17 protein-coding genes are annotated in these 20,669 nt (G+C 55.0%); 3 read left to right on the top strand and 14 right to left on the bottom strand.

Features of this window, described 5'->3' with window-relative positions; translation table 11 throughout:
• Positions 1-10: 10 nt before the first annotated feature.
• The gene (gene extP, locus KTE_RS24950; protein WP_236600564.1) at positions 11-787 is read right to left on the bottom strand and encodes a selenite/tellurite reduction operon b-type cytochrome ExtP; all 777 of its coding nucleotides are present in this window, start codon (positions 785-787) and stop codon (positions 11-13) included.
• A gap of 787 nt (positions 788-1,574) precedes the next feature.
• On the opposite strand from extP, the gene KTE_RS24945 reads away from it, so the two are divergent.
• Both KTE_RS24945 and KTE_RS24940 read left to right on the top strand, forming a co-directional pair.
• Positions 1,575-2,663: a sensor histidine kinase gene (locus KTE_RS24945; protein WP_201385763.1), complete on the top strand. Its 1,089-nt coding sequence runs from the start codon at positions 1,575-1,577 to the stop codon at positions 2,661-2,663.
• 53 nt (positions 2,664-2,716) lie between these two features.
• Positions 2,717-3,367, top strand: coding sequence for a response regulator transcription factor (locus tag KTE_RS24940; protein ID WP_007908943.1), 651 nt, complete (start codon positions 2,717-2,719; stop codon positions 3,365-3,367).
• Positions 3,368-3,599: 232 nt separating this feature from the next.
• On the opposite strand, the gene KTE_RS24935 is transcribed toward KTE_RS24940, so the two are convergent.
• The 4 genes from KTE_RS24935 to KTE_RS24920 form a co-directional block, all read right to left on the bottom strand.
• Positions 3,600-3,950: a hypothetical protein gene (locus tag KTE_RS24935; protein ID WP_201383643.1), complete on the bottom strand. Its 351-nt coding sequence runs from the start codon at positions 3,948-3,950 to the stop codon at positions 3,600-3,602.
• Positions 3,951-4,244: 294 nt separating this feature from the next.
• Positions 4,245-5,954, bottom strand: a complete 1,710-nt coding sequence (locus KTE_RS24930) for a hypothetical protein (protein WP_201385762.1) — start codon at positions 5,952-5,954, stop codon at positions 4,245-4,247.
• A gap of 325 nt (positions 5,955-6,279) precedes the next feature.
• Positions 6,280-7,524, bottom strand: a complete 1,245-nt coding sequence (locus KTE_RS24925; RefSeq protein ID WP_236600690.1) for an NAD(P)/FAD-dependent oxidoreductase — start codon at positions 7,522-7,524, stop codon at positions 6,280-6,282.
• Between the two features lie 393 nt (positions 7,525-7,917).
• Positions 7,918-8,619, bottom strand: coding sequence for a metal-dependent transcriptional regulator (locus KTE_RS24920; RefSeq protein ID WP_236600563.1), 702 nt, complete (start codon positions 8,617-8,619; stop codon positions 7,918-7,920).
• A gap of 210 nt (positions 8,620-8,829) precedes the next feature.
• Here KTE_RS24920 and KTE_RS24915 point away from each other — a divergent pair, with 210 nt between their 5' ends.
• A complete protein-coding gene (locus KTE_RS24915; RefSeq protein WP_201385760.1) occupies positions 8,830-9,291 on the top strand; it encodes an NUDIX hydrolase in 462 nt (153 codons plus the stop codon).
• A gap of 97 nt (positions 9,292-9,388) precedes the next feature.
• Here the strand turns inward: KTE_RS24915 and KTE_RS24910 are convergent, their stop codons facing one another.
• The 9 genes from KTE_RS24910 to KTE_RS24870 form a co-directional block, all read right to left on the bottom strand.
• The gene (locus KTE_RS24910; RefSeq protein WP_201385759.1) at positions 9,389-10,876 is read right to left on the bottom strand and encodes an MFS transporter; all 1,488 of its coding nucleotides are present in this window, start codon (positions 10,874-10,876) and stop codon (positions 9,389-9,391) included.
• Between the two features lie 147 nt (positions 10,877-11,023).
• The gene (locus KTE_RS24905; protein ID WP_201385757.1) at positions 11,024-11,512 is read right to left on the bottom strand and encodes a MarR family winged helix-turn-helix transcriptional regulator; all 489 of its coding nucleotides are present in this window, start codon (positions 11,510-11,512) and stop codon (positions 11,024-11,026) included.
• Between the two features lie 132 nt (positions 11,513-11,644).
• The gene (locus KTE_RS24900; protein ID WP_201385753.1) at positions 11,645-13,543 is read right to left on the bottom strand and encodes a hypothetical protein; all 1,899 of its coding nucleotides are present in this window, start codon (positions 13,541-13,543) and stop codon (positions 11,645-11,647) included.
• Positions 13,544-13,780: 237 nt separating this feature from the next.
• A complete protein-coding gene (locus tag KTE_RS24895; RefSeq protein ID WP_201385751.1) occupies positions 13,781-14,230 on the bottom strand; it encodes a Mov34/MPN/PAD-1 family protein in 450 nt (149 codons plus the stop codon).
• Positions 14,224-15,159, bottom strand: a complete 936-nt coding sequence (locus tag KTE_RS24890) for a PLP-dependent cysteine synthase family protein (protein ID WP_201385749.1) — start codon at positions 15,157-15,159, stop codon at positions 14,224-14,226. The genes KTE_RS24895 and KTE_RS24890 overlap by 7 nt, the downstream gene beginning before the upstream one ends.
• A 17-nt stretch (positions 15,160-15,176) precedes the next feature.
• A complete protein-coding gene (locus KTE_RS24885; RefSeq protein ID WP_201385747.1) occupies positions 15,177-15,464 on the bottom strand; it encodes a MoaD/ThiS family protein in 288 nt (95 codons plus the stop codon).
• A 91-nt stretch (positions 15,465-15,555) separates the two neighbouring features.
• Entirely contained in the window at positions 15,556-16,737 is a 1,182-nt protein-coding gene (gene moeB, locus KTE_RS24880; protein ID WP_201368528.1) for a molybdopterin-synthase adenylyltransferase MoeB, read from the bottom strand.
• Positions 16,738-16,991: 254 nt separating this feature from the next.
• Entirely contained in the window at positions 16,992-18,050 is a 1,059-nt protein-coding gene (locus tag KTE_RS24875; protein WP_201385745.1) for a HEAT repeat domain-containing protein, read from the bottom strand.
• A 219-nt stretch (positions 18,051-18,269) separates the two neighbouring features.
• Entirely contained in the window at positions 18,270-20,603 is a 2,334-nt protein-coding gene (locus KTE_RS24870) for a xanthine dehydrogenase family protein molybdopterin-binding subunit (RefSeq protein WP_201385743.1), read from the bottom strand.
• Between the last annotated feature and the right edge of the window lie 66 nt (positions 20,604-20,669).

Below are 20,669 nucleotides of genomic sequence, written 5' to 3'. Positions count from 1 at the left end.
ATGCACTTGACTAGCGAGTGGCACTAAGCGCTTCACGCTCCGCAGCTCGGGTTTCGAGTTCACGACGCGAAGGAGGAGGAGGACCAGCCTCACCACCATCCTTACGGATGCGCCAGAAGTGAACGGCCATAAGCAGGGCGCCCGCCAGCGGGAGCAGAATGACGTGACCGACATAGAAACGGATCAACGTTGCCTGAGCGACGGCACCGCCACCAACGAGGACCTTGTAGACAGGATCACCCAGCAGAGGGGTGTAAGGCGCCAGGTTGGTACCTACCGTGATAGCCCAGATCGCGATCTGGTCCCAGGGTAGCAGGTAACCGGTAAAACTCAAGAACAGAGTAACAAAGAAGAGTAGTACGCCCACAACCCAGTTGAACTCTCTGGGTGGCTTATAGGCGCCATGATAGAAGACGCGAATCATGTGTAGCGTCACGGACACGACCATCAAGTGTGCGGACCAGCGATGCATGTTACGCACAAGGTGGCCGAAGGAAACGGCGCTACTTAGCTGGTTAATATTCTGATAAGCTTGCGTGGTGTCTGGGACATAATAAAACATCAGAAAGACACCGGTAATCGTCAGCAGCAGGAAGAGGAAAAACGAGATACCACCCATACACCAGGTATATGTGATTTTCATCGCCTGACGGCTGACCTTTACAGGATGGAGGTGCAGAAATACGTTCCCCATCATGACCAGTGACTGGTTCAAGGGCGTATCAGGATAGCCGTGGCGGAAGATAGAACGCCACACCTGACTCTGAACGATTGTCTGCGTCGCCATGTCAAGCAAGCTTTTCTTATTTGAAGTAGAGCTCACTGTGCCTCCTCAAAGGATCAAGACTTTCAATAAAGTTATGTTTGCAAATAATTCTGAACGACCGTGAGGCTGATTATAACACAACCAACCCTGAAGGAGTACTATTTGCTCCCTCGGCCCCCCCTCTTGTCCCACCACCCATAGGAGAAGTGGGATAAGCCACTCAACAAGGCTTTTACTAAGATCTTGTTCCGAAACCCAACCCCCATTCGGGGGCGCGCGCCGCTCATGTGTCTAGCGCTTTGCGCTCAGGGTGTGCGGATAAGAAGTATCTGCAAATCAGATTATAATAAAAATTTCCGCCAAAAGGGAGAGTAGAAACTCATAGCTAGCCTTTCCCTCCCCCATTCACCAGGAAGCCCCTGGGTAAAAAAAGGTATCGCGAGTCAGCGTACCTGTTCACCTGAGATGGCCCATTTGGGTGAAAGGAGCCTGTGAAGCCCTCGATTCAAGCTGCCTGAAAGGGCATACGGGCACCTGGGGTTGCTGTTGAGTTGCCTGGGATTGCCGGTTAGTGGATGTACTCCATTCTGACCTAGCTTACCCCCGCATACCGGGAGATACATCAGGTACTTACCTGATTTTTTCCAGGGATTCACCTGATTCTCAGGAATGAAGAGGGAGCATTTCTGGCTTGAGAGGCCGTTTGACAGTTCCGACAAAGAACCGATACAATTACAGAGAGGAAGGGTACAAACACACGCGGTACCGAAGAAGAAGATTACAGACAGTCGGAGAGGATTGTTGCCCCATGGCGCACGCTGATACCAGGCCGATCTACCGGGGAATCCTGAAGAGGAATACCTTACTGAGGCAACTCTTTCGCATTCCCGCCTTATATAAAGTGCTCATCGCCAATAGCTTTATTATCTTCGTAGGAGCAACGGCAGGCACATGGTTGGCGACCCATATCAATACGTATGGACCCAGTGGCCTCCTGATTTTTGTCGTCATTGGCTGGTCTATGAGCGTTATTTTGAACTTTGTGCTGCTCCAGATCGCCTTCAGACCCTTGATTGAACTGGGCCGGATCATGGGCCGGGTCCGCGAGGGTGACCGCACCCAGCGCGCCGATGTGACCGGCTTTGATCCCCTGGCAGACCAGCTGGCAGGCACATTTAACATGATGCTGGAAGCAATTGATGACGCCAATCGCCAGCGCGCCTCACAGATCACCAATGCCATGGAGGAAGAGCGCAAACGTATCGCCCGCGAGCTGCACGATGAGACCTCACAAGTGCTCACCTCGCTCTTGATCAGCCTGGCCGTCCTTGAGGAGTCGGTTAAGACGCAGGACGCGCGAGACCGCATCGCGGATACGCGCATGCTGGCCCACCAGACGCTGCGCGCCATCCGCAATCTGAGCATCGACCTGCGCCCAAGCGCACTCGACGACCTGGGGCTGGTACCCGCGCTACGCTGGTATGTGAAAGAATACCAACAGAAGTTTCCCATCTCAATCAGCTTTCAGGCGGTGGGCTTTAAAGAGCGACTCAATAACGACCTGGAGACCGTCCTCTATCGCATTGTGCAGGAGGCCCTGACCAATATCGCCAAACATGCCCAGGCCCAAAACGCGACGGTCATGCTCAAAGAGGACCAGGATGGCATTTATGCTACCATTACCGACGACGGGCGTGGCTTTAATGCGGACCAGTTAAGAGGAAGTCCTGGGGCCGGGCAGGAGCGAGGTTGGGGGCTGGTCGGCATGCGCGAACGCGCGGACCTTTTTGATGGCACGCTCAACATTGAATCGCAGCCAGGGAAGGGCACGACGGTCCAGGTTTATATTCCCCTCCCCAAAGAGAAGCTAAAAAAGTATAATTATGAAAAAGTGTAAAACTCATTTGTGTATCGGGTTATTCAGCAATTTTCGCACCAGATAGGGCTTATATGAAAATACGTATCTTACTGGCAGATGACCATACAATCTTGCGCGCAGGCTTGAAAATGATGCTCAACGCCCAGCCAGACATGGAGGTCGTGGGCGAGGCACAGGATGGGAAACAGGCAATCCAGGAGACACAGCGCCTACAACCTGATATTGTCCTGATGGATATTACCATGCCCGATCTCAACGGCATCGAGGCCACCAAACAGATTAAAAAGATCGCACCCGACGTCAAAATACTTGTGCTGACCATGCATGAACACGATGAGTATGTTTTTCAAGCGCTACGAGCCGGAGCCTCGGGCTATATGCTCAAAGAAGCGGCGGATACTGAGTTAATCACGGCCTTGCATGTCATCTTGAGTGGGCAGTTCTACCTCTCACCCGCCGCGCAATCGGTCATGGTAGGAGATTATCTCCAGCGGTCAAAAACTGGTGAAGAGAAGGATAGTTATAGCAGCCTGACGGAGCGCGAGCGCGAGATCCTCAAGCTAGTAGCAGAGGGCTTTACCAATAACCAGATCGCCGAGCGCCTGGTCATCAGTCCCAAAACAGTAGATACGCACCGCACCCATATCATGGATAAACTGAATCTGCATAGCCGCGCGGAGCTGGTCAAATATGCTATGCGCAGAGGGCTGCTGGAGGACTAAGCATCTTAGACACGAATAACTGTGGTAGGGACTAGCTTCAGCGCGTCCGAATGCCATTTATGGCAGTGCGGCGCAAGCCTGGTTTTGCCAGGCGGCACAATACAACAATCGACAGGAGCGTTTTGGGCTCCGCCTACAGGCGATGAATCGCCTTCGGACGCGCTGAAGCTAGTCCCTACCGAGATGCGAGCGTTTCTCCATTTCCTGTGAGGTCAAATCAATATGCCATGAGCTAACGTAATTCGTTTTCGTCGAAATCAGTGGCTTCGTTATTCTCTTCGGCGAAATACTCATCGCTAAAGAAGCCAACGTCACGACCGACGTAGACGCTTACCAGGAAGTCATCACGCGGCATATCAGCCGAGAGCACAAGATCCTCGTCAATTTGTTCAATGAGTTTGGTGAGTTCGGTCTCCTCTAGCTCTCGCTCCAGGATGAGCGTGCCATGAACAGCCGTTGTTGTAAAGTGGATGTCAACGGTTCCCAGGCGATTATTATTTTGCAGGCTATTGCCCTGCATAATGTAGTAGCCCTCGGAATAAGGCGTGCGAAAATGTCGCTCAAAACGAATGTCTTCTAACATTCCTCCCACGCAGCCAGTTGCCTCGCTGCTCTCCTTTCGTCGTGCTTGCGCAATGCTGCTTGGAGCTATTCCCCAGCCCATCGGGCATACGTGGTAAATACTGGACGCTTAGCTACATGCGCACCAAAATCGCTCTCGCGGTATATCGAAAGCAATTATACCATACCAATCTCATCGCGGAAGAGGTCAGACAGGGGGAGAATTTAGCAAATATGAAGAGCAAGGGTGTGCTGTTCGGCACACCCTTGCTCTTCATATTTTAGGCTAACGACTGCAATTGGGTCAGCACTTTGACTATAAGAATTTGAAGGTAGAGCGGGCATGAGAGAAGAACGCTTGCTCATACTGTGCATAGTCCTTCTGCGGCGCCTCCAGGGTGAGCAGGTAGAGATGGTTATTGTGCATGGTGGCGAGTAAAATGCCGGTATAGTTTGCGTTGCGTATCACAAGCGAGCCATGCAGTTGCTTCCACTGCTCCCCGCCGAAGGTCAGCGTCTCACTGGGCGTCATGTTATCCATACTCAGCTTTGTCGCTTGCTGATTCAGATATTTGGCGAGATCACCGGGATCCTGGTCAGAGACCGCGATAGTGATAAAGCCCGTCTGAGCGTCAACGTGCGCACTATCGGCATTGGCAATCGTGACGCTATGCTGTGCAGAATCAGCCTTCCAGGACCAATCGTCGGGAACCTCCATCGAGGCATTGACACTGGTATCGCTAAAGGTTTGCCAGGTATGCAGTGGCTGGCTAAAGGGATGCCCAAGCGTGAGCCAGACAGCCGAGAGTGCAATGCCCAGAACAAGCACCACAGCAATCCCAGCAATGATGAGCTTCCCACGCGAGCTTTTTCTCGCCGCAGGCGCCACGGGGTGTACAGGCTGTGACACGGAATTTGGTGTTGCTGGCATCGAAGAGGCAGGTACTCCCTGCCAGTTCTGGGCTGGGCGGGGCGTCTCTGGCGTGATTTCACCAGGAAAACGCCCGTTGGGGTCTAACCCGAGGAAGGGTGTCGCACCAGCATCTGGCCGCTGTTGAGGGCGTGGAGTGGAGGGCAACACCTCGAAGGGCGGATGCTCATCGAGGCCCAGGAAAGGGGTCGCGCCAACAGGTGGCTGAGGCGCCGGAGCGGTGTTCGCACGCTCAGGCCTGGGGAGGGCCTCAGCCTGAGGAGGACGAAGGCTATTCCCACGCTCCGCTAGCGGGAACGCATCGCCGCTGCCCGAGATAGATTGTGTACGCTCAGCGGCTGGGCCAGACCCTTGCGCAGCGGAGGGAGCCTGGGCCTGAAGCGGCGTGGTATGCAATTGCTCAAAATCCTCGCGACGCTGGCGCTCTTGCTCCTCTTGCTCTTTACGCACATCACTGACCTGAAGCGCTTGTGTGGGGATAGCGTCTATGTCCTCGTTCTGGTGCGGCTGTTCATCCTGCCAGGCGTGTGAAGCAATTGTGGCCTCCTGCGACCAATCCCTGCCTGTTTCAGGCTGCTTGTTTTCATTGGGAGATGCGAATGACTCGATGTTAGATCGAGGAGTAGCGGCAAAACGCGACAGATCATCATCCGAAAACACTGCCGGTGAGGGCTGACGCGGCTGCTGAGAGCCTTCTTTCGCGGAAGACTCTTTAACTATGGTATGCGTCACGGGATCTGGCCAAGAAAACTCGCCGACGGGCTGTGGGCGAGGACGGGCGGGAGTGGGAGGTGAAGTTTGCTCCACACGCGCAGCCAGCTTGACAGGCTCAGGAGAGGGTTTGTCTTGAGAGCGCGCGCCTGGACCTTTCTCTAAGCGTTCCATCCAGGCAGGAGGCACATCCCCCTGCTCAGGCAAGGGCTTCTCCTCACGCTCGCCAGCGGGAGCGTTTTTTTCCGCACTAGCAGGAGCGCCGGTCTTCCCTTTTGAATGAGGACTAAAAGGATGCGAAGGGACAAGAGTGCCACAATTATTACAGAACCGGGCGTCCTCTCCTGGTAACGCCTGGCCACAATTAGCACATTTCAATTCCACAGAAATGTCTCCTACCTCTAGCTTCGGATGAAACGTTTGATAGTATATAAAATAATGTCTTGTGTTTTAACAGTCAAGCATAGAGCTAATGAGCTGGACGCAAGATAGAAACACAACAATGTATAAAATAGATATCTAAGCATAACTTCTCGCCACTCCGTGGGATATGGGATGGGATGTGAAGGGCCTGCGGCCTTTCCCCACATCACATCCTCTACACTTGTAACGTAGTATGGACACGTAATGGCGCATTTAGTACTTGTAGGGTCCAAGCGAGCCTGGACCCTACAATACCACGTATGTAGTGCTAAGGGCAATAAGTATTTTACTTGAGAGTGAGTACGGCTTCGCGCTCCTCGGGCGTGGCAAGTACTTGCTGGTTCTTTACCAGTTCAACCAATTTCTTGCGGCCCTTGGGGCTACCGACCATCAGCACACCTACGAGCTTGTTGTCGCGCAAGAAGAGCTTGCGATAGTTCTCGTTCCCCTTCTCGCCGGGTTCGCGACGTGTGATCGTTTCCAGTTCTGGGTTATTGGATTCAGCGATACCAACGACGGCAATATTGACGTCGAAGAGGGGGCTGGTATAGGTTGGCACATCGAGATAGGCCTGGTGTCCGCCACCCATATTGGTGCCAGCGATACGCCCATGGGCCATGGCGTTGTCCCAGGTGCCCATGGTGTGATGGTAGCCAATCGTGGGATCATAGAACTCGGCGACGTCGCCAGCGGCATAGACGCCCTCAACATTAGTCTCCAGAAACTCGTCGACGACGATACCACCACGAACTTTAATGTGTGTGTGTTCCACAAGTTGCGTATTGAGGGTAATGCCCAGTCCGATACCGATCATGTCGGCCTGGATCTCGCGCCCCTTTTTGGTCTTGACATAGCTCGGCACACCATTCTTGGGCACGACGCTCTCGATTTCGTCGCCGTGGATGACCTCGACACCAAACTTACGCGCGATATTATCCACGACCTCGCCGCCCTCGGCGTCAAGCGCGCTGCGCAGCCAGTAGGGGCCACGCATCAGCCAGGTCGTATCCAGCTTGCGGACCGCAAAGCCATCACACAATTCGTAAGAAATAAAGCTACCACCATACGCCAGGGCCGTCTTTGACTCAAGCATACGCTCGATAATCGTCTTGGTGTCATCAAGCGTTACGAAGTTATAGATATGTTTCGCATCTGAGGCCCCAGGAACGTTGAGCGAGTTGGCCCAGCCGCCGGTCGCGATCAACAGGGCGTCATATGGAAGCTGCTGTCCCTTGTCGGTCACCACAACGCGCTCTTCGGTATTGATCGACACGGCCAGGGTTTCACGCATCAGCGTAATGTTTCGCTGCTCATGCCAGGCGACGTCACGAATCATGACTTTCTGTTCGACAATAACACCTTGTAAAAAACGCGGAAGCGAGACGCGATTATAAAGAGGATACGCCTCATTGGTCAGCAAATGAATGCTGCAATTGGGATCATTCTTGCGAAGCGTCTCCGCAGCGGTTGTGCCAGCAATCCCGTTCCCGATAATGACATATCTTTTTTCGTGCGTTGCCAAGTAAGTCACTCCTTTTAGCGAAATGTCCACCCTGAAGCTTGTAGCTTCTGTTTTGTGTGCATCTTAACATAGTCCTTGTGAGAAAACTATCCCTTCTTTACATTCATCGTTGATCATGCATTTTTCCCATGCATTTTTCTACTGGGCGGCAGTGGACACAAGCACTCCGGGAACGGCACTGTTCAGGGCTGGCTACAGCACAATGAATAAGATGCACATGTGGATAGTTTTCTTTATATAATGTCGCATACAACTGAGGAAACGCAACAGTATGGGACAGAAATAGGAATGTAAGGTAAGGTAAGATACAGGTTAGCAAGCGACCAATAAGAGAGGAGAAAGCAAACACGTATAGGCCCGAGAGGCTGAAGAGCCGCGAGCGGCGGGCGGGGAAAAGCTGCCTTATGCGTCCCCGACAGGAAGCAAGGTAACCACGATATGTTCGGCGAGGTCAACACTGATAAGATGCTCCTCTTGTGCGCCCGGCTTCCCTACAAGCACGCGCAGGGGGCCATTAAAGGGGGCTCGCTCTATGATCTGGATCGAAGCTTCTGGGTAAAGGCCCAGTTTACCAAGGTAGCAGAGCTTCTCAGAATCCTGGTCGCTGACGCGAATGATCCGCGCCGGGGTAGCAACGGGAAATTGTGAGAGCTGCTGGCCCTGGCGGCGCATAATAACGCCATCCTTGCTGGGAATAGGGTCGCCGTGAGGATCAACGGTAGGATAACCCAGCAAAGCATCAAGCTTCTCTTCAAACTCCTCGGAGATGACATGCTCTAAGCGGTCAGCCTCTTCGTGGACCTTATCCCAGGTATAGCCAAGCTCACGCGCCAGGTAGAGTTCGAGCAGGCGATGGTGGCGAATAATCTCAATGGCTTTACGTTCGCCCAGTTCGGTCAGACGCACACCATGATAGGGAACATGCTCTACCCAGCCCGCGGTCGCGAAGTCCTTGAACATCATCGTGACGGTGGCATCACTGACCCCTAATTTCTCGCTCACGATAGAAGTTGAGACTTTCTGGCCGCGTTCTTGCAACGAGTAAATTAATTTGAGGCAATCACTGATACGCGGTGCCAGTTCCTGGATAGATTTGTGCACCATACCCTCCGCTTTGTCCGAACGTAATTTTGCATCCTCTATGGTTGCATGATATCAAAAAGGCGAGATGAATGCAAGGGAAAATAGTGTGAGGCGTATAAGCAGCAATTGCTGCTTATACGCCTCACACTATTTTCCCTGGTTTAGGTTCTTTCAATAAGAGGACAGTCAGGTTACCTGGAATCAGGTTCAAGAGCATGGTATGCTTTCAGTATGGATGAGAAAACGTTTTATGAGACCTTGCCAAAGAAGCGCATGGGGACGGCGGCCCTCTTTTTTGATGAGGGCGAGAGAATTTTGATAGTGAAGCCGAACTACCGGCCAGACTGGCTCTTTCCAGGAGGAGTTGTGGATCCCGATGAGTCACCCCTGAGCGCGTGCAAACGTGAGGTGCTGGAGGAATTGGGCTTGAGTATCCCCATTACGCGTTTATTGTACGTGGATTATAAGGGGCAAGACGGCCTCAAGACGGAGAGTTTACAGTTTATTTTCTATGGAGGCGTGCTCAGCGAGGAGGAGATCGCCAGCATTCGCCTTCAGGAAGCCGAGTTAATTGAATATTGTTTCGCCACCTACGACGAGGCACGCGAGTTGCTCAGCACACGCCTGGCGGCCGCGCTGCCCCTGGCCCTGAAGGCTCTCACCCAGCAGGGAGCCATCTATCACGAGTTCTAAGATGTTGTAGGGTCCAAAGTGGCTTGAACTCTTTTCGCCAGAGGATGTACTTGATCTGCACGAATTAGTCCATGCCAGCATGGACCCTACAACGTTTTTAGTGGGCGGGACGCAGGGCCGCGACCACCATAGCCACCACACTGATAATACAGCAGACGAGGAAGGCAGAGTGCAGGCCGCTCATAAAGATGGCCAGAGCCTGCGGATACTTGCTCATGCCACCACCATAGATGAAGACAGCCATCATCGCGTCCTGGGGTACCTTGCTCAGAGCGATGGGGAAGACAATCGCGATACTCAACATCTGCCCCGTGTTATTGAGCATATTGAGGATGCCAGCCGCCGCGCCACGCATCTGAGGGATTACCGAGCTCATAATAGCGTTGGTATTGGGCGAGGTAAAGAAGCCGGAACCACCACCCATCAGCGCCATAAAGACACACAAGAGCCAGAACGGCGTCGTCGGCTCGACAAAAACCAGGCCCAGCAAGCCCAGCGCCGATACGCCCAGGCCAATAGGAGCCAGGAGACGCGAGCCAATGCGGTCCGATAAACGACCACTCAAGGGGCCAATAATCATAAACGCCAGGCCAAAGGGTGTCAGCATAAGGCCAGCAGCCAACGGATCCTGACCATAGGGACCCTGCAAGAAGAAGATCAAGAGGAAGAGTACCGCGCCACGCGCAATACCGTTGAGCAGGCCGCTCAGGCTGGCCATCGTAAAGAGGCGATGACCGAAGAGGCGTAGCTGGACAATTGGCTCTTTCACCCGTGGCTCAATAACGCCAAAGACGGCCAGGCAGATCACACCTCCCACAAAAATGGCGGTAATCACAGGCATAGGAAGCATCGGGAAGGCTAACATGGTCAATGCGAGAAAAACGCCAGTCAGGCCAAGAGCGAGCAGGATAGCTCCCGCCCAGTCGATATGCTGGTGGGCCTTCAGCCTGACAGGCTCGCGCAGGCGCCAGATGCCCCACAACATTCCGAAGATACCGATAGGCACGTTGAAGAGGAAGACCCAGCGCCAGGAGAACTGTGCAAGCAGGCCACCGATAATCGGACCCAGCAAGAAGCCCGCGGCACCCGCGATCTGGTTCACGCCAAGCCCCAGGCCCACCTGGCCCTTTTTGAAGGCATCAGTCACAATGGCGGTCGAATTCGTAATCATCAATGCGCCACCCACGCCCTGGACCACACGACCCGCGATCAGGTCGGCACCGTGGAACTGGGGCTGGGCCAGGCCCGCGATCAGTGAGCCAAGGGTGAACATAAAGAAGCCGCTATTATAGAGACGCTTGCGGCCCCAGATGTCCGCCAGGCGTCCCACGATAGGCGTAAGCACGGTCATAATTAACAGGTACGAGAGCAGTACCCACATGATAATAAAGAAAGAAACTTTTAGATCTTCAAGGATATTGGGGAGAACAATAAGAAGTGCAGAACCTTGAATAGAAGCGAGCAATGCACCAACCGTGGTCACAGAAAGAGCCGTCCATTGATAGCCATCATGCTGGCTGGCCGACTCATCTACAGCACCCTCTGGCTGAACATTCTCAGGTGATGAAGATTGGGAAGTTTGCATTCGAATCCTTTCTGAAAAGTAGCGCTGTTCGCAGCAAAAAGCTTCGACAATCTAAATATATGACATACAAACTAATTGTGGCAAGTCGAGACACAAACAAAAAAGAATGGCATGTGCCATTCTTTGAAAAGATTGAAGCTTCTCGTCCTACATTTCCAGGTCTATCAAGTGCTGGAGGGCGGGAAGAGCGGCCATAATTTGGGCACGCTCAGTAGCGCTTAGTTGCTGGAGACGTGTTTGTAGCGACGCCAGGTAAATCTGATCGTAGACGGCCACGACCTGCTCCCCACGGGTCGTGGGTTGGACCCAGACGGTACGCCAATCTTCTGAGCCGCGAAAGCGTTCAACATAGCCTTGTGCCAGCAGGCGCTTGACCATCGCCGTCGCAGTTGAGGGAGCGACCACCGCCTGCTCGGCTAACTCCTGCATGGTACAGCGCTTGCGCCCCACGAGGATACGTAGGAGTGAGAGCTGACCAGGAGTGGCCTGAACCTCTGAGAAGTCCTGCCAGCGCGCGTCCTGCTGCGAGTCGCGCGCCGCCAGGACATCGGCATAGATGCGTCGTTGCATACGCGGCATAAACTCTAATAGCTCTATGGCGAGCGCCGCGTCATCGTGTTGAGAATCATTCGTCATAATCTATCCATTTTTTCAGTAATCTCAATAGTACCGTATCACAAATTATGCACCATGCTTCCCTTACCCTGAGAGAGGGGTGAGTTGATGCTGGTTTACCCTGGGAGAGAGGTTGGTTGAGCTAGTGCTGATTTATCCAGAGAGAGGAGTATAGACGACATAACTCGCGAAGTGATAGAGCTTAAAAGGCTTCTTCCGGAAGCGGAGTTGCTGGTGAAAGGTCTCGGCCTGGGAAGAGTTCTCCGGGAAAACATAGGCGGCCCTGGTATCGGAGGAGACAATGACATAGTAGAGGGGATAGCGATTCTGGCCCACTAGGAGACGATCACGCATCACGCCACAGATAATATGCTCCAGAGACTTAAATATCAAGCGATTGCAGGTCCAGTAATCCGAATAGATGTGCGTGACATGGATACGCTCAAGGTCCTTCATCAACTCGGCCTCCTGGCGATTGAAGGTCTGCACCTGGGGCACGCCTTTATACTGGTAGACATCCTGGATCGCGTAGGCGTCAGCGCGCTGCTCGACAGATGGCGCAGGCGGGTATCCCTGCACAACGCTCCTGGTCCCCAAGCAAAGCACGGCCACGAGCAAGAGAAGCAGGCTCAAACGGGCTAATGCGCTCACACTCAGAGAGAAACGGAGAAAGGACAGCCTCGTTTGCACGCGAGCGGTGGGTACCGAGGGCGAGGGAAGTGCTGGGGGTGGGAGGGAGAAGAGCCAGCCCGCTCGCTCCAGACCACACCAGAGCGGCCAGAGCAACGCCGGAGTTGTCATCCAGAGAGCGGAGAGATAGCGCATATCCGCGACGGCAAAGAGCGCGGAATTAGGACTCAATAAGAAAGGGAGCACCGTCAAAAGGGCATTAAGCAAGAGCGCGAAATGGCCCGCATGGCGAATCAACTCCTCACGCCGCCACGTACCACCTGCCAGGCGTCCACGCACAAGGCGATAGATAGCCCAGATGCCCATCCCCAGGCTAACCAGCCACAGGAGACAGAGCGAGGCCGACCATCCACTTTGCGTCAGGGTGCAGCGGAGACCATGCAGATTCTCTGTACGCAAGAGATGAGTGTCAGCAAGGGAGCAGAGCGGGAAAGAACCCGTGGCCCCTGGCAAGCTCGTCAAGAATGTGCCCTTGATTTGCAGAGGGAAGAGCACACCTTTAGGCGGGAGATCAACGCCATTGGCGCTCTGAACATAAAACAGATAGGAGAGCGTATCCTGACCGGGATTGGCGTGGTAGTTATAGAAAATATAAGGAAGCAGACCAAAGCCAAGGCCCACTACCAGCGCCACCGCACCTCCCCAGATGAGCTCGCGCAGGCAGAAAATAAGCAGCAGCAGCCCCGCGGTCCCCAACAGAGGCAGGATGAGGGCATGGCTCCAAAAGCCGACGCCCGCCAGGACGCCCCAGAGAGCATAGATCAGGAGACGCCAGCCATGCAGCATACGTGAGCGGTCATACGTCCGTGCCAGCCAGAGCGAGAGGAAGAGCAGACCAGTCGCGCAGACCAGCATCTCGGGTATCCCGCCCACAGCCACCAGTTGCCGCGTCAGCACCGAGGCAGAACCCAGGCTCAAGAGAAGGAGCACAAAAATAGCCCAATTTCTGGTATAAATTGTGCTGACGAGCAGGTACATGCCCAGCAGAAAGAGGGCAAATAAAAAGATCAGGCCCAGGCGGAGCGCAAAAAGTGTGGGGCCAAAGAGGGAGAAGAAGGCCGCGCCCAGGTAGGCTTCTAGAGACCCCATATAGCTCTGGCCATAGAAAAAGGCCGGAAAATCCTGTCCACGCCAGATGTGGAGCGCCATGATGCCCATCGTGCCTTCATCGCTGTCCATCAGCGGCCAGCCCTGTGCTACCAGGTAGACACGCAAATAGACGGCCCAGCCAATGATCAGCAGGGCTAGCAGGGCGTGTTTCCTCTGCCACGCATATTTCATAGACGTAGCGAATAAACGCTTGCTCCAATGCTGCATACGTACTTTGTAACCTATCATAAGAAAATTTGGTGCTGCATGCATAATACATACTTTCCCACCAATCAGGCAAGCAGCAGTAGTGCAGCGTCGATCAACTCATCCGATCTAGTAATACTAGCGAATAACTGGAAGGAATAGCTACAGAATAGCCATTTCAGCGTAAGTAAGAAATTTCTTTAAGAGGTGTTCTCAGCGTCTGCGACACTTCGCATGGGGTATGGGGAATGTGGTGTAAAATGTCAGAGGCATTTCACACCACATTCCCCATACTACAATTTATCAGGCGCTGGGGAGGCGCTCGATGTGGCCCTCGGTCACCTCACCGCGTGGATCGATGCGAAACACGCGTGCATAGGGAGGCTCGGGCTGGTATTGCAGCGAAAAAATAATGTAGAGATAGCCGCTACGTTTGGCCCACTCGCGGTCGCGAGCAGAGGGATAGGCCTCGCTGATAGGATGCGAGTGATAGTAGATCATCTCACCATCATAAGCGTCAATATCGTTAAAAATGCGGACAATATCGCGCTCGCTGATGATCGAGAAGTCGTCGGGATGCTCAGCGACATTTTGGGTTGGGTAGTTCTTGACAACCGTCCCGTCGACGCTGCCAAGGGCGCCACAGGCCTCGTTGGGGTAGCCAGCGAGGACATGGGCCGCCATCTCCTGGTAAATGGTCTCCGGCACACGTATGACAAAGCTGTTTGAGGAAGAATGTGTCTCTGCTACCATAGAACCTTCGACTCCAATTCCTCTTCGATGGAATCCAGGCTGCGCGTCCACAGGTCTTCGCTGAGGTATTTCCAGCCGCCATCCGCGAGCAGCGTCACGACCTTGCCCTGCTCCATCTGTTCGGCGACGCGTATGGCCGCGTGGAGGGAAGCGCCACACGAGGGACCGGCAAAAATCCCCTCCTGATCTTTCAACTGACGCGTCCGCCGGATCGAATCGATGCTGGAGACGAGGATCTTGCCATCGAGTACGCTCTGATCAAGCACGGGAGGCACAAAGCCATCCGCCAGGCTGCGCAGGCCCTGCACACCTTCGCCCTGCATGGGTTCGGCGGCAATAACTTTGATGGCAGGATTATACTCCTTCAAGCGACGCGCAGTCCCAGTGAGGGTACCACCTGTTCCCAGGCCCGCCACAAAGGCTGCGATATCGGGCAGATCCTGAATGATCTCGACCGCTGTGCCATAGTAGTGGGCGCGGGGATTGCCCTCGTTACCATATTGATAGAGCATGACGTAGCGCTCATCCTGGCTGGCAAGTTCTTTGGCGAGTTTGACCGCTCCGTTACTACCAAGTTTTCCATCGGAGAAGATAATCTTTGCGCCATAGAGTTCGAGCAATTGAGCACGCTCCCTGGTAACGTTATCGGGCAGCACGGCGACAAACTGGTAGCCTTTGAGGCGCGCAATCATCGCCAGGGCAATACCAGTATTGCCACTTGTCGGCTCCAGCAGGATAGCCCCTGGCTGGAGGCGGCCAGCGGCCTCAGCCTCCTCGATCATCCGTTTGGCGACGCGATCTTTGACACTCCCCGAAGGATTGGCTCCCTCAAGCTTGGCATAGATCTCCACACCCGGACGCGGGCTAAAGCTTTTCAGTTCCACCAGGGGAGTATTGCCAATTGTCTCTAGTAGACTGCTATAGCGCATATCGTTCACCTGGCTCCTTATTTAGTTACCAGACCCCGGCCCCCAGCCATGGCGGGCAAGAGGATCACGGTATCGCTCGCGCCGACGACGGTCTCAAGACCCTGGAGATAACGGACGTCCTGGTCGTTGACATAGATATTGATAAAACGGCTCAGCTCACCACTGGGCTGGATCTGATCTTTAAGCGCGGGATAGTGCTGATAGAGGTCATTGAGTACCTCGGTCAGGGTGCTCCCCTGTGCACTTACCTGTTTGGAACCGCCAGCGCTAGGGCGAAGAACTGGTGCAAGTCGAACGGTTGCCATATTTTGATTACTCCTTGTGAGTTATATAGTTGGTATGGTTATGTGATGGGGCAAGGTCTGCGACCTTGCCCCATCACATAACCATTTTTATTTAAAGGGCGCAGACGTCGGCATAAGTGGGCAGGTTCTCGGGATTCCCGTTTTCGCCACAGGCCGCGCAGTGTGGATCGCGGAAGAGCTTCAGCTCGTTAAACTCGCCAGCCAGGGCATCGTAGGTCATGAGGCGCCCAACCAGGGGATCGCCAATGCCCAGCAGGAGCTTGATAGCCTCGGTCGCCTGCAAGAGACCAACGATACCGGGGAGCACACCCAGCACACCAGCCTCAGCGCAGCTAGGCGCCAGGGCAGGAGGTGGAGGCTCGGGATAGAGACAGCGATAGCATGGGCCATCATAGGGCTTAAAGACAGTCAACTGCCCCTCAAAACGGAAGACGCTGCCATGGATGACCGGCTTATTCGCCAGCAGAGCCGCGTCGTTGAGGAGATAACGCGTGGGGAAGTTATCGGTGCCATCGATGATTACATCATAGTCAGCGATAATGCGCCGCACGTTTTCTTCATCGAGGCGCTCGATATAGGTCACCACGTTGACATCGGGATTGAGCTTCTGGAGCGTCTCTTTCGCCGACTCAGCCTTGTACTGACCAACACGATCCGTGTTATGCAGAATCTGGCGTTGCAGGTTGCTCTCATCAACGACATCGGCATCAATAATGCCCAGCGTGCCGACACCGGCCGCGGCGAGATAGTACGCCGAGGGGGAGCCGAGGCCACCCGCGCCGATGAGCAGTACCTTGGAATCAAGGAGTTTGAACTGACCCTGCTCACCCACCTCGGGCACCAGTAGGTGGCGGCTATAGCGGCGAGCCTGGGCATCGCTCATCAAACGAGGCATCTCAAATTCGAAGCCGCTGCCCTTCCATTGGCCGAAGCCACCGGCCATCGAGATGACATTACGATACCCCATCTGCTGAAGCGTCTTGCCAGCCATTAATGAGCGTACACCACCAGCGCAGTAGAGCACGACGGTCTGGTCTTTATCGGGAATTGCTTCTTCAATTTGAAGCTCTAGAAAGCCACGTGGTACGTGGATGGCCCCTGGGATATGGCCTTCGTTCCATTCATGTTTCTCGCGCACATCTACCAGGGCCACGTCCGGGGCTTGCTCCCCGTTCTCACGCTGCTCCGCAAGGCTCTGGCGTACCTGAGAGGCCGACCACTCCGGCACTTCCTGCCTTGCCTGGCGCATGATTTCACGAGATGCCTCGCCCATGTTCACACTCCTTATTGTTGATTAAGTTAATCAAGTTAGTTTTATGATTTCTTACAACAGCTTACAATTGCTCGCACGACTTGTCAAGGATAATTACAGGTTCGAAACGTAGGTTGCAATGGCGATTTCTTGAGGTACATTCGCTTTAATCATCAGAACAGCAAAAGAGGGGGATTTATTCCGGGTGTAAGCGCTACTGGGGTACGCGCCTACTCGTTTGGGTGTAGGCGCGTACCCCAGTAGCACACTCTGTTTTACGCGGAGAGCAGGTGGTCGGCGCGTAGTTGCACAAGTGCCTTGCTAGCCAGGGAAGAAACGGCAAGCGTATTCGCAACGCCGCTGAATGCCTCAACCACGGGTTTGAGGTAGGGAGTGAGCTTGCTATCGCGCAGGTAGAGCTGATGGAGAATATAGCAGGAGGTCTCGGCTTGCAGTTGGTTGGGGACACTGCTCTCCAACTGGCGCAAGACTGGCTCGAGGCTGGCTTTGCCATAGAGTACCAGGCTCTTCGCGGCCATCCAGCAGACGCCGGTATCGAGATCACGCAGGCCCGCGATCAGGTAAGGGATGGCGCGGAAGTCCTGCATTTCGCCAAAGGCGCGCATACAATGCCAGCGGATCCAGGGAGAGGCGCTGTGCATCTCATGCGCCACGGCAGGGATGGCGGGAGGGCCGATCTGAACCAGGGAGGCAAATACCTGGTTGACCATCTGTTCATCGGCACCTTTAAGCGTTTCCAGTAAAGTTGGCACCACGGAGGGATCACGCAACTTGCCCAACGCGCGAGCGGCCTGCATACGCACCTGGTGCGAAGGATCGTGAAGCGCCTGGAGCAAGAGCGGCTCCGCCACGCGATCACCCATCTCGCCCAGGATGGTAATCGCGATGCCGCGAACTTCCTGGCGGCGATCACGAAAGCCCGCGAAGAGGACGCGTTCGGCGCGTTCTCGCGTCATTGCGCCTTCGGCCCGAAACAGGTTGCTCAAACGAATGCGTGCATAGGACGAGCGCAGCTTGGGCGGAACCACAAATGGCTTCCCGGCCCAGGTTCCCAGGGCAATAAACTCAAGTAAGTGATGGGCCAGGCGATCATCTTCAAGGGAGGCCACCGCCTCCATCGCGCGGGGATCGTCGTCAATAATCCAGAGCATCAAGCGCCAGGCAGCCCCACGCCTTCCTTCTGCGGCATTAATCGCCAATTGCGCTGGAGGAATATCACCCAGAGGAGGGATTGCTTCGGCGTGCGTCGTAGTGGTCGTCGTCTGAGTTACATTAGGCTTCTTTGTCGTAAAGGGATCATCAAATTGAGGCATCGTCTTCTTATCTCCTTGCGCCTGTGGCGCTCACCTGGGTAGGTGGTGGTGTGGAGTGTGCTGGCAACCTGCGGTTGCCAGCACACTCCACACCACCACCTACCTGAAAGAAGTTGCATATAGCATTACCTACTTTCAAGGTACACCACCCAAAAAAAGCAGGCCCTTCCATGTGGAAGAGCCTGCGAAACGCAGGGATTACTGGATTGGATGCGCCGGTTATGCCTGGTTTGCCTCGTGCAGGGCGTTAAAGATGCGTTCGGGGGTCGCGGGAATCGTCGTCACACGAACTCCAAGCGCATCATACAGGGCATTGGCGACAGCGGCGGCCACCGGCACCACTGGCGGCTCCCCAACGCCCTTCGCGCCGAAGGGACCAAGGGCAGAGGGAATTTCTACCAGAATCGGGGTAATTTGTGGCACATCAAAGCTATGCGGCAGAGCATAGTCCATCAGCGTGGGGGTCAGGAGCTGGCCGTTCTCGTCGTACTCATAGCCTTCGAATAAGGCCCAGCCCAGGCCCTGAGTGACGCCACCACTGATCTGCCCCTCGACCTCAGCCGGGTTGATCGCGCGACCGACATCCTGTACAGCTACGTAGTCCAGCACCTTGACATCGCCGGTATCGGGATCGACAGCCAGCTTCACCAGGTGCGCGGCAAACATGGGAGAGGAGGTCGTAATGCCCGCGCGACCACGGCCATAGACCGGCTCAAAGCGCCGTGTGGACATCTTCGCCACCTCTTTGAGGTCGACGCTCTTGTTGGGCACGCCACGCACAGCCACCTTGCCCTCGACAATCTCCAGGTCCGCCTCGGCGGCCTCCAGCATGTTGCTGGCAATGTTGAGAATCTGCTGACGTGCATCGCGAACGGCTGAGAGCACAGCAGGCCCCATCGAATAGGTCGTCTTACTCCCGCCTGTGCCACCACTATAGGGCATGGTATCGGTGCTATCATGCACCACATTCACCTGATCCAGTGAAACGCCCAGGCCCTCGGCGGCAATTAAGGCCATCGAGGTATCGGAACCTGTCAGATCGACGGTGCCAAGCACCACCGAGAGTGTCCCGTCCGACTCCAGGCGACAAGCAGCAGCAGATGGCTCGGTACCACCCGGCCAGCCACCGACTGAGATACCAATACCGACCTTCCAACCCTTCAGCTCGGCGGGAAGCTTCTGCTTCTCCTCGGCGCGGTTGACCCACAGAGGGTGCTTCTCCAGTTCATCAATACACTCCAACAGACCAATGCGCGGCCAGTTGCGGCGATCAATGGTGGGATCACCCTCCTTGAAGGCGTTGTGCTTGCGGAACGCCAGCAGATCCATTTCCAGCGCCTCACAGAGCTTGTTGACCGTTGTCTCCATGGCGAAAGTAGCCTGGGGCGCGTTGGGAGCGCGATAGGCGCCCACACTGACCTTATTGGTCAGGACCTCGTAGCAGTGGAGATCGACATTGGGGCAACGATAGATGCTTGCCAGCAGATAGCCGCCCAGGCCTGCCGCGGCACCGGGATAGGCACCAGAATCGAAGATAGCCTTACCCTGGAGGGCCACCAGCGTACCATCTTTCTTCGCGCCAAGCTTGAGGGTAATAACGGCCTGGGGGGCGGGATTGCCCGCCAGCAGATCTTCCTGGCGAGTAAAGGATAAGCGCACAGGTTTGCGTACCTTATAGGCCACCGCGGCCGCCAGGGGCTCGATCAAACCAAATTTGCCACCGAAGGCACCCCCAATAGGCACCGACTCTACACGAATCTGGCGCTCCGGCAAATTCAGCGCCTCGGAGATGTCCGAGCGCACACCGAGCATACCCTGAGCGCTGGGCCAGACAACGAGTTGATGACCCGAGGGGCTGGGCGAGACAAGGATGGACTGCGACTCCATATAAGACTGGTGGACCGGGCGCGTGCTCACCGTATGCTCGATCACGACCTCGGCCTCGCGCCAGCCGGCCTCGATATCGCCCAGCTTCATATGCGTCTTGCCGCTCACATTGGCGGAGAGCTCTTCCTGCTCCTCTTCTTCGGTATCGCCTGAACCAACGGCTGCGTGCGCACCGCCACCAGCGATCTCACCGCCTTCTTTAGAGGCATGCAAGCGTGTCAGAGGTGAGTCGGGACGCATGGCCTCGACCGGGTCCAGCACGACGGGCAGGGGATCATAATCAACATCCACGAGGGCCACACCATCTTCAGCCGCGGCCTCGGTCTCGGCCACGACAATCGCCACAGGGTGGCCTGCCCAGCAGGCTTCACCACGGGCCAGGGGGGCCTGTGAGCGCGAAGTGGCATCGGGGTTGGCCATCTCAAGCGTCTCGCTGGTATAGACAGCAACCACACCAGGCACGTTAAGGGCCTCGCTGACATCAATGTTGTTGATGGTGGCATGGGCATAGGGGCTGAGCACGAGGCGCGCATGCAGCAAGCCTGGAGCAGATATATCACCGGCGAAGCGAGTCCGGCCCGTCAGCTTTTCCGGAGCGTCCTGCCTGCGTGTACGCTTGCCAACAAAATTCGTTTCTTGTGCAGTCTGATCTACAGTTTGTGTCATGCAGAGCTTATCTCCCACGATCTCTAGTGAAAAGGAACAACAAGAGGAATGTCGCCTGCACAGTGC

The organism is Ktedonobacter sp. SOSP1-85 (genome assembly GCF_016587415.1).
In the GTDB taxonomy this organism is placed as follows: domain Bacteria; phylum Chloroflexota; class Ktedonobacteria; order Ktedonobacterales; family Ktedonobacteraceae; genus Ktedonobacter.
This window is presented reverse-complemented; position numbering and strand designations above follow the sequence as displayed.